This is a genomic window from Vibrio sp. TAP-3B (assembly GCF_057784735.1).
The window spans coordinates 374,119-387,045 of the sequence record NZ_CM173495.1 but is presented as its reverse complement, the minus strand read 5'-3'; the positions used below and the strand labels follow the sequence as shown (position 1 = coordinate 387,045).

The 12,927-nt window shown below is 44.9% G+C and carries 14 protein-coding genes; 4 read left to right on the top strand and 10 right to left on the bottom strand.

Features of this window, described 5'->3' with window-relative positions; genetic code table 11:
• Nucleotides 1-115 precede the first annotated feature (115 nt).
• From AC3D28_RS01945 to AC3D28_RS01930, 4 genes are all read left to right on the top strand, one after another.
• A complete protein-coding gene (locus AC3D28_RS01945) occupies nucleotides 116-691 on the top strand; it encodes a sigma-70 family RNA polymerase sigma factor (RefSeq protein WP_098416119.1) in 576 nt (191 codons plus the stop codon).
• Nucleotides 684-1,415: a DUF3379 domain-containing protein gene (locus tag AC3D28_RS01940; protein ID WP_488535361.1), complete on the top strand. Its 732-nt coding sequence runs from the start codon at nucleotides 684-686 to the stop codon at nucleotides 1,413-1,415. The genes AC3D28_RS01945 and AC3D28_RS01940 overlap by 8 nt, the downstream gene beginning before the upstream one ends.
• Before the next feature lie 293 nt (nucleotides 1,416-1,708).
• Nucleotides 1,709-2,986, top strand: a complete 1,278-nt coding sequence (locus AC3D28_RS01935) for an outer membrane protein transport protein (protein ID WP_488535360.1) — start codon at nucleotides 1,709-1,711, stop codon at nucleotides 2,984-2,986.
• Nucleotides 2,987-3,295: 309 nt separating this feature from the next.
• Nucleotides 3,296-4,594: an outer membrane protein transport protein gene (locus AC3D28_RS01930; protein ID WP_488535359.1), complete on the top strand. Its 1,299-nt coding sequence runs from the start codon at nucleotides 3,296-3,298 to the stop codon at nucleotides 4,592-4,594.
• A 78-nt stretch (nucleotides 4,595-4,672) separates the two neighbouring features.
• On the opposite strand, the gene AC3D28_RS01925 is transcribed toward AC3D28_RS01930, so the two are convergent.
• The 10 genes from AC3D28_RS01925 to ccmA form a co-directional block, all read right to left on the bottom strand.
• Nucleotides 4,673-5,446, bottom strand: coding sequence for an MlaA family lipoprotein (locus AC3D28_RS01925; protein ID WP_488535358.1), 774 nt, complete (start codon nucleotides 5,444-5,446; stop codon nucleotides 4,673-4,675).
• Between the two features lie 210 nt (nucleotides 5,447-5,656).
• Nucleotides 5,657-6,874 carry a c-type cytochrome biogenesis protein CcmI gene (gene ccmI, locus AC3D28_RS01920; protein ID WP_488535357.1) on the bottom strand — a complete coding sequence of 406 codons (1,218 nt, stop codon included), beginning with the start codon at nucleotides 6,872-6,874 and terminating at the stop codon, nucleotides 5,657-5,659.
• Nucleotides 6,874-7,359: a cytochrome c-type biogenesis protein gene (locus AC3D28_RS01915; protein ID WP_488535356.1), complete on the bottom strand. Its 486-nt coding sequence runs from the start codon at nucleotides 7,357-7,359 to the stop codon at nucleotides 6,874-6,876. Before AC3D28_RS01915 ends, ccmI begins: the two co-directional genes overlap by 1 nt.
• Nucleotides 7,356-7,910 (bottom strand): DsbE family thiol:disulfide interchange protein, encoded by a 555-nt coding sequence (locus tag AC3D28_RS01910; RefSeq protein WP_098416126.1) that lies wholly within the window; start codon nucleotides 7,908-7,910, stop codon nucleotides 7,356-7,358. The genes AC3D28_RS01915 and AC3D28_RS01910 overlap by 4 nt, the downstream gene beginning before the upstream one ends.
• Before the next feature lies 1 nt (nucleotide 7,911).
• A complete protein-coding gene (locus AC3D28_RS01905) occupies nucleotides 7,912-9,888 on the bottom strand; it encodes a heme lyase CcmF/NrfE family subunit (RefSeq protein WP_488535355.1) in 1,977 nt (658 codons plus the stop codon).
• Nucleotides 9,885-10,370: a cytochrome c maturation protein CcmE gene (gene ccmE / locus AC3D28_RS01900; RefSeq protein WP_488535354.1), complete on the bottom strand. Its 486-nt coding sequence runs from the start codon at nucleotides 10,368-10,370 to the stop codon at nucleotides 9,885-9,887. Before ccmE ends, AC3D28_RS01905 begins: the two co-directional genes overlap by 4 nt.
• Nucleotides 10,367-10,573, bottom strand: a complete 207-nt coding sequence (gene ccmD, locus AC3D28_RS01895; protein WP_005380515.1) for a heme exporter protein CcmD — start codon at nucleotides 10,571-10,573, stop codon at nucleotides 10,367-10,369. The genes ccmE and ccmD overlap by 4 nt, the downstream gene beginning before the upstream one ends.
• Nucleotides 10,574-10,584: 11 nt before the next feature.
• The gene (locus AC3D28_RS01890; RefSeq protein ID WP_488535353.1) at nucleotides 10,585-11,328 is read right to left on the bottom strand and encodes a heme ABC transporter permease; all 744 of its coding nucleotides are present in this window, start codon (nucleotides 11,326-11,328) and stop codon (nucleotides 10,585-10,587) included.
• A gap of 107 nt (nucleotides 11,329-11,435) precedes the next feature.
• Nucleotides 11,436-12,104, bottom strand: coding sequence for a heme exporter protein CcmB (gene ccmB / locus AC3D28_RS01885; protein WP_488535352.1), 669 nt, complete (start codon nucleotides 12,102-12,104; stop codon nucleotides 11,436-11,438).
• Nucleotide 12,105: 1 nt separating this feature from the next.
• Nucleotides 12,106-12,723 carry a cytochrome c biogenesis heme-transporting ATPase CcmA gene (gene ccmA / locus AC3D28_RS01880; protein WP_488535351.1) on the bottom strand — a complete coding sequence of 206 codons (618 nt, stop codon included), beginning with the start codon at nucleotides 12,721-12,723 and terminating at the stop codon, nucleotides 12,106-12,108.
• Nucleotides 12,724-12,927: the final 204 nt, after the last annotated feature.

Sequence of the window (12,927 nt, the reverse complement as noted above, 5' to 3'; positions counted from 1 at the left end):
CGTATGCCTATTGGTGGCTTTTGCGTATAAACTTGATATATCACCCAATGCTGTCTTAGCGATATTGGGCAGTGAGGAAATCTGCTCATAAGATCGATAAATTCGCAGAGCGAGGATGGAGGCTCCTGTGGCCATATTAACAATGTTTGGAAAGAAAAAGTCCAACAGTCCGGTCAACTCTGATATGGACAAGCAAAGAAAATACGAAGCGCTCGTCCGGGGTTATCACCGAGACTTGTACCGCTACGCATACTGGCTGTGCAAAAATAAAGCCGTAGCCGAAGATTTGGTTCAAGAAACCTGCCTTAGAGCTTGGAAGTCTCTCGATAGTCTTCAGGATGAAAAAGCTGCCAAATCTTGGCTTATTACCATACTAAGACGAGAAAATGCGCGCCGCTTCGAACGCAAACAATTTGATTTAGTGGATATCGATGATTATGGCAACGATGCTAAGGTCAGCGATGATCCTCACCATCAACAAGAGTGGCTGCAAGCACAAATCATGAAATTAGACGTTGAATACCGTGAACCGTTATTTCTGCAAGTTGTAGGAGGTTTTAGCGGAGAAGAAATTGGAGGCATCCTCGATTTGAATAAAAATACGGTGATGACTCGACTATTTCGTGCTCGCAATCAGCTGAAAGAGATGTTGGATTCTCAAGATACTAAAAGAGGACAAAAAAATGGATGATTTAGAATTTCGTCGTCGTATTTTGTCGGATCCAAAACAGAAGGATGAGGAGATTCTGCAAGCTTTGGCTGGCAATGAGGCCAATAATAAGTTTGCTGATGACGTTTTGGGTCTCGACACAAAGATTAAACAAGCCATGAATGTGGATGTTCCTGAAGATCTTGCTGATAAGATTCTGTTCAGTCAGACATCCAGCGTGCTTGATGACAAGAAGGTGGTTAGACCAAACTTTGTGCGCAAAGCGATGGCGCTTGCGGCTTCTGTTGCTTTTACCGCTGGATTACTGGTTGGCCAAATAAATTGGGGCAACGTCCTTGTTTCTCCAGCGCAAGCCAGCCTTGCAGATACCGCGATTAAACACGTGATTCATGAAGAACCATTTATCCGACATATAAATGAAGGCGTTCCAAGCTCGCAAATTAACGCCAAAATGTCTCCGTTTCATTATCAGTTTAGCGAGAACTTCCCATATCACGTTTACTATTTAAATCACTGTGGTTTTGGTGACTCTAACGCCGTGCACATGGTATTCCAAGGCCCCAAAGGTAAGGTTACGCTATTTATGACTGGTATTTCGAGTGAACAAAGTGTCAACTTTAACCAAGACGGTATGACAGGAATCGTCCATCCCATCGGAACTTCTAGTCTCATTTTAATTGGAGAAGGCAGTGAAGATGTCGATGCTATCGCCAACACCCTTGCCCCAATGATCAAACCCATGTAAGACATTCGATGCTACCAAGTTAATATCTAAGAAATGCCGCTAAATGTTCCTATTTGGCGGCTTTTTTATCCATGATAAACCATTCACTCATTAACCCTTAACATTTAGAGCTAAAGCTCTAATTTATGCAATTTGAGAGCAATTTCCCTTCATTTAGACATCATTTCTGCAATTTTTATTCACTTTTATCCAATGGTCGGATTTGTCTAACTCCTTGTTGATACTACTATCTGCGCAACTGAGCAAAAGCTCAATTTATCGTCCAAAGAGACGAATCTAATAAGGAAAAATAAATGACTCAGAACACGCGTCTGTTTAACAAGACTCTCCTAGCCGTCACGGTAGCTTTTGCCTCAGGTCAATCGATGGCAGCAGGTTTCCAAATCAACGCCCAATCAGCAACAGGCATCGGCCGTGCATTTGCTGGTGATGCAGTAATCGCAGATAACGCCTCTGTAATGGCTCGTAACCCAGCAGCCATGGCGCTATTTGATAAAATGGAACTGTCGCTTGGTTTTGAAAGCATTACTTCCATGATTGAAGTGAAAGATGCGAAATACTGCGGCGCATCGTGCCAAGCTGTACCAACACTTTTCAAGTCCGTTGACTCTAATTATGATGATGCTGGCGATACTTCTATTGCACCGAACATTCATCTAATCGTTCCTGTTAATAACAAGTTTGCATGGGGCGTAAATGCTTACTCTAACTTCGGCACTAAGACAGAATTCGATAATAGCTTTGCTGCAAAAGAATATGGTGGCTTAACTGACGTTAAGAGTTTCAACTTAGGTTTAGTAGGTTCATACCGCTTAAATGATCAATGGAGCTTCGGTGCAGGCGTAGACCTAATCTACGGTCAAGGCACCATGAAACGTGAACATGCGGCACTAGGTACGCTAGTTAATGTCGATGAAGCTGATGGTTGGGCGGTAGGCTTCAACGTTGGTACTGTGTTCGAGATGGATGAAAACAACCGTTTTGGTCTTGCATACCGTCACAGCCCAGAAATGGAAGCGAAAGACGATAAAGGCCAAAAGATAGCTTTGCCGCTACCAAGTATGGCCGAGTTCTCAGGTTTCCACAAAATCCAAGACACTCCCTTTGCCGTGCACTACAGCCTCCAATACATTGGCTGGGAAACCTTTGATCAAATTGAGTTCTCTAACCTAAAAGGTTCACCTTTAGGTTCAACGTACAACAAACAGTATCAATGGCAGGACGGTTGGCACTACGCCATTGGTGGTACTTACTACCTAAACAACAACTGGACACTGCGTGCTGGTTATATGTACGACACGAGCGCTCAAGCTGACTTAACGTCTGTTTCCGTTCCTGATTCAGATCGCCAATGGTTCTCTACTGGCTTTACTTATCACATTAATAGTAAATCAAATGTCGACTTTGGCTTTACCTACCTAATGGGTAAAGATGTTGATGTAAATGAATCAACACCGAATCCAATGTACGACCCAAGTGACGCTCAAAGCCCTCAGAACATCTCGAGCTTGTCAGCAACAACACGCGCGGATGCAATTCTATTCGGCTTACAATACAGCCGCAGCTTCTAAGTTCGCAGTAGTGAGTGAATAGAAAAAACACTCGATATAAAAGACTGGATTACCAGTCTTTTTTATTATCTACCATTTACTGCCTGCTTCATTTGAGTGAACACCTGTACTAAAACTGGCAATTATGACGCACAACTGTTCGCTGAAATTCCTTCACAGTGTTTTCACAGTTGGATAAATCCACTAGATAAAATCTCATGGACAGACAATTCAACTAAAAACACGATTTTATCGGATTTTCATTTTTAAAGTGATCACTCTAAACGTAAACTTTGTCCCCACGTTATAAACAAATCAGCGAACATAAGAATGAAAACCAATAAGACTCTTCTATCTACAGCAGTGGCACTGAGCCTACTTGGCACTACAAGCATGGCTAACGCGGCAGGTTTCCAACTTGCTGAATATTCAGCAACAGGCCTAGGTCGTGCATACGCTGGTGAAGCAGCAATGGCTGACAACGCAAGTGCACAATGGCGTAACCCTGCCATGCTAACTTATTTGGAAGGCACTCAAGTGTCCGTTGGTGCAATCTATGTAAACCCAAACATTGATGTGAAAGGTGATGTAAACTTCCACGGTAGCACTTCTTCTGCATCTTCAGATGATTTCGCCCATGATGCAATCATTCCAAACTTCTACCTATCCCACCAATACAATGACAAATTCGCGATTGGTTTGGCATTTGGCACCAACTACGGCATGGAAACCGACCTCGGCAAAGGCTTTGGTGCCTCACACTTCGGTAACGAAGCAAGTGTAACCACGATGGAAGCGAACCTAAACGCCGCCTACAAAATTCATGAATCAATCAGCATTGGTGGTGGTGTTCGTTACATCCTCGGTGAAGGCAGCTTTGGTGCGACAACCCCACAAATAAACGCACTAAACCAACCTCAAGGTACCGCTCTAAAATACATGGAAGGTGACGATACCGCTTGGGGCTGGCAAGTTGGTACTGCATGGCAGATCAATGACAATAACCGTATCGGTTTCTCATACAAGTCCGAAGTTGAACTGAAGCTTGAAGGCCATGCTGAAGGTCTTGGATTTGGCTTTGGTACCGTTTACCCAAATAAGACGCGTGATAACGGCTATATGTACCTAAACCTGCCTGCAACGGCTGAGTTGGCAAGTTTCCACCAAGTAACAGACCAACTGGCGCTACATGCAAGCTTCAACTGGACGGATTGGAGCTCTTTCGAGAAATTGGAAGCACGTTTAGATACCGCTGGCACGCATATGGTTAAAGTAGAAAACTGGGAAGATAACTATCGCTTTGCTGTTGGTGCTACTTACCAACTTGAACCAAAGTTAGCGCTACGTACTGGTATTGCTTATGATACGTCTGCGGTAAGCGATAAAAACCGTACGATCACTATCCCAGAAACTGACCGTACATGGCTAAGCATCGGCGCAACCTATGATTGGAATAAAGATCTGAGCCTAGACGCCGGTTTCACATACATCATCGCGAAAGATGCGCCAATCGTTGAATCTCGTGGCTACTCGTCAGACGACGCTGCAGAAGCAGTCGGCGGTCAATTCGTTGGTGAAACGACAGGTAATGTTTGGCTAATTGGCGTTCAAGCAAACTACCGCTTCTAAGCAAGCAACAAATACAGAAAAGGCTTAGCATTGCTGCTAAGCCTTTTTTATATCTTGCTATTACGTGCACAAACGCGTTTAAAAGTCTTCTAAATATTCATCTAAGTAAGCTTCTTCTTCAACGTTTATTTTTTCAACAGTCTCTCTTTCTGCTTTAAAGTTTTGGCGCTGAATATAAACATCACGCGTTAGAATGTATGCGTCTGGTGAGGAATCTAATTGCGCCTCTTGCGGAACGAGCAATGCACGCTTCTCCATACCTTCAAACGCCCACTTCCCTAAGCTAGCCCAAAAATTCAGATAAGAAAGAGGGAGATACATACCATCGACGGTATCAGTCACCTCACGCAAAGAGTAAGGACCATAACCTGGCAGCATAAAAAATGGGCCATTGCCGACCCCATAGTGGCCGACGGCATCACCAAATGCTTTTTCATCGTACTTTGTAATTCCCGCTGCCGTTGCGATATCAAGCAAACCGAAAATACCAAACGTCGAGTTAATCCAAAATCGATTAAAATGATCCACCGCCTTAGTACCGTTTCCCATGATTAAATTATTCACCATGCTAGATGGCTCATCTAGGTTGGATAAAAAATTGGCGATACCAGTACGGATTGGTACTGGCGTATAGTTCACATACGCCAGTGATACTGGGCGTACTAAGTACGGATCTAAATAATCGTAGTTGATATCCCACATCGTGCGGTTAAAGCCTTCCAACGGATCATACACATCAGAAGTCGCTTGATTTGTTTCTTCTCCGCTTGCTGCTTCATCCGGAGCAGTTGAACAGCCAACCAGTCCAACGGCTAACAGTAACAAGAAGATGGATTTACCTTTTTTATACATTTTCTTTTCCATAACGACTATTAATGTACCTAAGTTACCCAGTTAACTGTGTACGTATGTTAAGCAATGCACTTATAAAGATGGCTTAGGTATGGGAATAAATAAAGGCCAGCTAATGCTGGCCTTGGTCATTCTACTCGAATGGTTAAAATCATACCACTGAAGGCGATTGATTCTAACCCGAGGTTATGATTCAGAGACAAGGGTTAATTATTGATATTGTTGGTCAATACTCACCTCAACAGGTTGACCAAATTCAACAACCTCGCTTTCCCCGTGCCAATCTTGATCACGCGTTGCTACGTTGCCATCTGAATCGATTCGTACACGTACAATGAGCTTTTCTAGTGATGACAGCTTTTGACCCTGCATCATGGCATTGCCATCGTCCAGTACTACCGTACGAGGAAAGGTACCGAGTGGATAACGAGCCGCAGCAATAGGCATTGGCGAACCATCCGCTTGATGAACAGACACAATCAACACTGCATTAGGGTCAAGTTGTGCGTTTGGCGCTACATTGATGGTCACTGAGACGCTCTTGCCTGGGGCAACCGCTTGGCCCATTTGCTTGCGAGCACTCTCAATACTGCGAGACAGCATTTCATAACGGCTATCTTCAGGGCCAATCATTTGTTGCATGATGCCCCAGTATTTAACCGCCGCTGGGAAATCTTGACGCTCAAACGCATCAAAGGCCAACAACGAAAAGACTCTTAGGTCAACATAATCCTGTTGCATTAGTTTCCCCAGTAACGAGCGTGCTGTTGCTTGTTCCATTTCCTCTTGAGACAACATCAAAGCTTGTGCGTACCCCAACATGACATCAGGATCTGTTGGCTGTAGACGATATGACTTTTCCATCGCGTCGATAGCCGTCGTCACATCACGATTTGCCAACGCTATACGACCCAGTAGTAACCATCCCGTTGAATCTTCCGGTTGGTAATGCAGACGAGTACGCAGCGCCAACGTCAGATCTTGCATTTCTTCATCACTTAATGGTTCAGAGGATGCTGACATCAACTTTTTCGACAGTTCAGGCAGGCTTGCGGACACTCCTTGCCATTTTACAATATCGTCCGACGCACCAAACTTATAATACAGTCCGTAGCTCAACACGACCGTGAGAATCACTGAAGGCACTAATACCGCAATAGGAGAAATTTTTGTTTCCTTACTCTCTTGATCTCCTGGAATATCATCCAACAGAGATTGTTTGAGATCAGAAATCAAATCTTCTTGGCTCTCGACCAAGCCTTCTTCCGTTTCTTCTTGAAGCTCAGACAAACGGTCTTTATAAAACGCTTTATTAAGCTCATCGCGCAACATCTCATCGTTGTTCGCTTTCTGTTTTATTAGTGGTAATGCCACTAATGCACAAGCTATTAGCGTTAGAACAACGGTGGAAATCCAAAATAGTGTCATTACTTCTTATCTCCGTCGTTCTCTTCTTTAAGCAGTGCTTTTAAACGCGCTTCTTTTTGCTCGTCCCATTGCTCGCCACTGCTCGTAACGGCTTTAACTTTAGACTTGCGACTGCGCAGTACAATCAAACCAAAACCGCCCAATACAACAGCCAGCGGGCCAAGCCACAAAATTGCCGTCGCGACGGTAAAGGGTGGGTTATAAGTCACGAAGTTACCATAACGCGCAATCATATAATCAACGATCTCTTCTTTAGACTTACCGTCTTTGGTCATTTCATAGACTTTATGACGTAAATCTTGCGCCAATTCAGCGTTGGAGTCCGAGATCGTGTTATTTTGACATTTAGGGCAGCGCAGCGTGTGACTTAACTCTTTGAATTGCTGCTCTTGTTCTAGGTTCTCGAACTCATACACTTCAATTGCCGCGTGAGCCGCAAGTGATAACGTCATTGCCGCGAGAACGGCAAGGATCAATTTTTTCATTGCTTCGCCTCCTCAACCAATTGGTTGTAAAGCGGCGCTAGCGTGTCCTGCCAATTACGCGAGTTTACGTCTCCCACATGGCGGTATCGGATAACGCCATTTGCATCGATAATAAAAGTCTCTGGCGCGCCATAAACTCCAAGGTCAAGACCTAACATACCGCTACCATCAAACAAACTTATCAAGTACGGATTGCCTAAATCGTTTAGCCAACCAATAGCCTTGTTGCGATCATCTTTATAGTTCATACCGATGATCTTTACGCCTTCACTCGCCAGTTCATTTAGATACTTATGTTCAGCGTAACAAGTTGGGCACCAAGTCGCCCAAACGTTTAAAAGCAAAGGCTCACCTTTAAAGATCGATTGGTCGTATTGCTTACCAGGCTCCGCCAAATCTTCTAAGTGAAACTCCGGAACCGGTTTCCCAACCAATACTGATTCCAGCTTCGTTGGATCATCGCCGCCTTGGTTACGTACCAACTGGGTGGCGAAGATAGCCGCTAAAACCATGAAAGCGATCAGCGGGATAAACAAGATTTTCTTATTCATATTACGCCTCCTGCTCTTTTGACTTTGCATTTTTCTTTGAGGATTTACGGAAGCGGTAGCGCTTATCTGAAATCGCTAATACTCCGCCTAAAGCCATAATTAAAGAACCAGCCCAAATCCAACGAACAAACGGTTTGTAGTAAATACGTACTGCCCAAGAACGGTTGTCATCCAAGCGCTCCCCCATGGCAATGTAAAGATCACGGCTAATACCTCGATCGATGGCAGCCTCTGTCATCATAGACTTGGCCGTGCGGTAAAAACGCTTCTCAGCATGAAGTGTGTTGACGTAGTTGCCATTGTGTGTCACTTCGAAATCCGCGATGTACCCATCATAATTAGGGCCATCTTTATCACGCAGACCAGAGAAATAGAAATCATAACCTTGGATCTGGAACTTCTCCCCCGGCGCTAAACGAACATCACGCTCGATGCTGTAGTTTTGCACCATAGCGATACCAATCACCGTGACAGCAAGGCCGATGTGACCCAACATCATGGCCCAGTGGCTGCGTTGCAATTTACCAACACCTTCTATAAAACGGTGACGGTGTGTCGCACGCTCGTATAATTCGAAGCCATGCATTGAAATGATCCAGATTGACATTACCCAACCGATGTAAGCCATCGTTGAGAAGAAGTCTGCAAATAGGAATATACAAATCGCTGCCAACGTGAAAGAAAGCACGCCAGAAACTATCATTGGCTTAACGAGTTTTGACAGGTTATCACGCTTCCAACGTATTAGAGGGCCGATCCCAAGTAGAAATGCAAATGGTATCATTAACCACGCAAACAGCATGTCGAAGAATGGCGCACCAATAGAGACTGATCCCAAGCCCAATTGCTTATGAACCAATGGTAGTAACGTCCCGACCAAGACAACCACAAGCGCAGCAATCAAGAGCACGTTGTTCCCTAGTAGCGCGTTCTCACGCGACACTAAATTGAAGCTGCCTCGCACTCGCACCGATGCACCTTTCAGCGCAAATAGCAGCAGAGAACCACCGATGACAAAGACCAAGAAACCTAGGATAAACATACCGCGTGATGGGTCTGACGCGAATGCGTGTACCGAGATCAAGATGCCGGAACGAACTAAGAAAGTGCCTAACAGACTCAATGAGAACGCAGAGATGGCCAGCAGTACCGTCCATGCTTTAAATGTGCCGCGCTTCTCAGTGACCGCTAGTGAGTGCATTAGCGCCGTACCAGCTAGCCATGGCATGAACGATGCGTTTTCAACGGGATCCCAGAACCACCAGCCGCCCCAGCCAAGCTCATAATAAGCCCACCAAGAACCGAGTGCGATACCTACCGTTAAAAAGACCCATGCCGCGGTTGTCCATGGGCGAGACCAGCGCGCCCACGCCGTGTCAAGGCGACCCGTCATTAAAGATGCAATCGCAAATGAGAAGGCGACCGAGAAACCTACATACCCCATGTAGAGCATTGGAGGGTGTACGATCAACCCCGGATCTTGCAGAAGCGGGTTCAAGTCTCGACCATCGACCGGGAAGAATGGCAAAGTACGCAAAAATGGATTAGACGTGATAATAATAAACAGTAGGAAACCCACCGAGATCATCCCCATCACCGCCAACACTCGCGCGACAGATTCTTGCGGCATCCCGCGACTGAAAGTGGCAACAGCGACGGTCCATGCGGCTTGGATCAACACCCAAAGTAATAATGAGCCTTCGTGGGCGCCCCATACTGCGGTTAAACGATAGTACCAAGGAAGTTGGCTATTTGAGTTACCCGCAACGTATTGCAGCGTAAAATCATTGGTATAAAACGCCCAACATAAAATCACAAAAGAAAACAACAGCAAGATGAACATGGACCATGAAAGCGGTCGTGCCGTGTTCATGAGCATGGTGTTGTTGTTCGATGCTCCCCACAATGGTAATACACTTAGCAATACTGCCATTGCTAGCGAGAGGATGAGAGCAAAGTGACCGATTTCAGCAATCATTGGCCGCTTCCTTTTGTCTGTTCTGTACTGTATTGCAATGGTTGATGCGTTTTCTGCATCGCTTCAGCAATTTCTGGCGGCATGTATTCTTCATCGTGCTTTGCAAGGACTTCAAAGGCTTCAACTGTCGTCGCGTCTTTTAAAACACCTTGAGCCACAATACCTTGCCCTTCACGGAACAAGTCCGGAAGAATACCATCATAAGTAATCGTGACTTTTGGGCCGACATCGTGCAGGTCAAAGTTCACTTTTAAAGAGGTAGGATCACGACGCACTGAGCCTTCAACCACCATGCCACCAATCCGTAGACGTTGGCCAACTTCTGGCTTAGTGCCATCAGGTTTCCCATTGACCAATTCTGTTGGGGTATAGAACAAGTCCATGTTTTGGTTAAGCGCATAAAGTATTAAACCAATGGTGGTACTAATACCGATAAAGATAGCTAGGATAATGCCGAGCCTCTTTTTACGTCTCGGGGTCATAAGGTGTTCTCCATATTCTTCGCAGCGTCAATACGCGCTTGACGGTCAATTTTTGCTTTCACTTCTTTTAGTAATGCATCACCGCGGCGAAGGCTAGTGATCAGAAGAATCAGCATGGATAAGAAAGTAATACCAAACGCACTCCATACGTATGATGCGTAGCCACCCATGGCAAAAAAGTCGCTCAGAGATTCAAAATGCATAATCAATTACCTCACTGAGTTTTTTCATTAACGAGTTGACGAACCCATGGGCGGTGACTTTCTTTACTGATGATTTCATTACGAAAACGCACCATCGTCACAGCGCCAAAAAAGAACGCAAAACCAAAGATATTCAACAACAACGGCCAAAGCATATCGGATGAAATAGAGGGCTGTTCAAATTTCGTAATCGTCGCACCTTGGTGAAGTGTGTTCCACCATTCAACAGAGAAATGGATAATTGGTAAATTCACAACGCCCACGATGGCCAAAATACCCGCTGCTTTCGCTGCTGTTTTTTGTTCATCAAATGCGTGATAAAGCGCGATAACACCCAAGTAAAGAAACAGAAGAATGAGTTCAGAAGTCAGGCGAGCATCCCATACCCACCAAGTGCCCCACATTGGCTTACCCCAAACGGCCCCTGTCAATAACGCGATAAAGGTGAAAACCGCACCAATCGGTGCCATCGCAAGCGCCGCCATGTCTGATAGACGCACCTGCCATACCAAACCAATAAACGCCGCAATCGCCATCGACATGTACGCCCCCATAGACCAGATAGCCGACGGGACATGGATATAAATGATTCGGAAACTATCTCCTTGTTGATAATCTGAAGGCGCAAATGCGAGCCCCCAAACCGTACCAACCGATAAGCATACGAGGGCCAATACAGCAAACCAAGGCAGAAGCTTACCGCTCAACAGATAAGCGGCTTCTGGCTTGGCATAAGGATGTAGCCATTTCCACATGTTAGTTCTCACTCTTACTTCAGGGACACTGCTAAAAGGTTGAGACCGTAGCAGTGCTTTAATAATGATTCTTTGATCGAGCGTCGGTTCGTCGATACTTTATTGAGTTAGTTAACACTAACTCGCAATGCTGCACTAATGGCAAAAGGCGTTAACGTCATCGCTCCCACCAACATCGCCCCCAAAATCGCTAATTGACCGTTATACGTCAGACCGAGCGCGGCGGCATCAATTGCCGATGTCGCGAAAATCAGAATTGGGATGTAGAGCGGAAGAATAAGCAAACTCAAAAGCACACCACCCTTTTGTAGACCCACCGTTAGTGCAACACCAATGGCACCAATAAAACTCAGCGTTGGCGTACCCACCACTAATGTCAGCACAATAGACAACCAAGTACTGAAATCAAGAGAAAGTAAAACCGCCAGTAACGGGCTAATTAAGATAAGCGGCAGCCCAGTTAACAGCCAATGTGCGATGACCTTAGACATCACCACAAGTTGCAAAGGAATCGGCATCAGCATCATTTGTTCCAATGCACCGTCTTGAAAGTCATCACGGAACAAACGCTCTAATGATAATAAGGCAGATAGCAATGCGGCAACCCAAACAATGCCCGCTGCAATACGTGCTAACAAATTTGGTTCAGGTCCGATACTTAGTGGGAACAGTGTAATAACAATAATAAAGAACCAAAGCGGGTTCAGAATATCGGCTTGACGACGAAACGCGATCAAAAGTTCACGACGGATAATAGTGGTCATGGACGAAATCATATCAATCACCCAGCTTTATTTTTCTAAGTGTCGAGTGGTCTGCAAACATATCTTGGTGCGTGGTCAAAATCACAATCCCACCATTTTCTGCATGGCTGGCAAACAACGCTTCAAGCACTTTGACACCTTGCTTATCAATGGCAGTAAGAGGCTCATCCAAAATCCATAAAATCTGTTTACTGAGCCATAGCCTAGCAAGAGCGACTCTTCGCTGTTGTCCCGCAGAAAGCTGTGCTACAGGCACATCTTCTCGGCCAGCTAAGCCTACTTGGGTCAAAGCAGTAAAGATTTCTTCATCAGAAGAACGATTATTTTGGATCGATTGGTAAAAACGTAAGTTTTCGAGCGCAGTAAGTTCTCGTTTTACCCCGGTTTGGTGCCCTAGAAAAAGCAAATCTTGATGAAAAATATCACGGGAATTTTCAACCTCAACGCCCTTCCATTTGATAATGCCTTCTTCTCTATCGCCTAACCCTGTTACGATACGCAGCAACGTGGTTTTACCTGTACCATTACGTCCTTCAATCTGGACTAACTCACTCGGCTTAATTTCAAATTGCAAATTTTCAAACAGAACCCTTTCGTCACGGATCGCTGTCAGGTTAGACACTTCTAACATAGAGATTCAACTAAATAATGAACGAAACGCTATGTTAACACAGCTTAGTTATGACAAAACAGGATAAGAGCGTTGGGATGTCTGTAAGTTCATGTATTTTTGTTAATTAACAGTCACACTTTAATAAATTTAACCATAAGTAGTTATAAGTTTTCATTTTGGTTTTAAACAATCATCCCAAGGAATAAACAGACAGAGAGATGC

Bases quoted from the DNA above. Each gene is read 5' to 3' on its own strand.
- AC3D28_RS01915 (WP_488535356.1), bottom strand. From the start codon at position 7,359: ATGAAAAAATTGATCCTTGCCGTTCTCGCGGCAATGACGTTATCACTT.
- AC3D28_RS01940 (WP_488535361.1), top strand. From the start codon at position 684: ATGGATGATTTAGAATTTCGTCGTCGTATTTTGTCGGATCCAAAACAG.
- AC3D28_RS01945 (WP_098416119.1), top strand. From the start codon at position 116: ATGGAGGCTCCTGTGGCCATATTAACAATGTTTGGAAAGAAAAAGTCC.
- AC3D28_RS01905 (WP_488535355.1), bottom strand. From the start codon at position 9,888: ATGATTGCTGAAATCGGTCACTTTGCTCTCATCCTCTCGCTAGCAATG.
- ccmA (WP_488535351.1), bottom strand. From the start codon at position 12,723: ATGTTAGAAGTGTCTAACCTGACAGCGATCCGTGACGAAAGGGTTCTG.
- ccmB (WP_488535352.1), bottom strand. From the start codon at position 12,104: ATGATTTCGTCCATGACCACTATTATCCGTCGTGAACTTTTGATCGCG.
- AC3D28_RS01890 (WP_488535353.1), bottom strand. From the start codon at position 11,328: ATGTGGAAATGGCTACATCCTTATGCCAAGCCAGAAGCCGCTTATCTG.
- AC3D28_RS01910 (WP_098416126.1), bottom strand. From the start codon at position 7,910: ATGAATAAGAAAATCTTGTTTATCCCGCTGATCGCTTTCATGGTTTTA.
- AC3D28_RS01930 (WP_488535359.1), top strand. From the start codon at position 3,296: ATGAAAACCAATAAGACTCTTCTATCTACAGCAGTGGCACTGAGCCTA.
- ccmD (WP_005380515.1), bottom strand. From the start codon at position 10,573: ATGCATTTTGAATCTCTGAGCGACTTTTTTGCCATGGGTGGCTACGCA.
- AC3D28_RS01925 (WP_488535358.1), bottom strand. From the start codon at position 5,446: ATGTATAAAAAAGGTAAATCCATCTTCTTGTTACTGTTAGCCGTTGGA.
- ccmE (WP_488535354.1), bottom strand. From the start codon at position 10,370: ATGACCCCGAGACGTAAAAAGAGGCTCGGCATTATCCTAGCTATCTTT.
- AC3D28_RS01935 (WP_488535360.1), top strand. From the start codon at position 1,709: ATGACTCAGAACACGCGTCTGTTTAACAAGACTCTCCTAGCCGTCACG.
- ccmI (WP_488535357.1), bottom strand. From the start codon at position 6,874: ATGACACTATTTTGGATTTCCACCGTTGTTCTAACGCTAATAGCTTGT.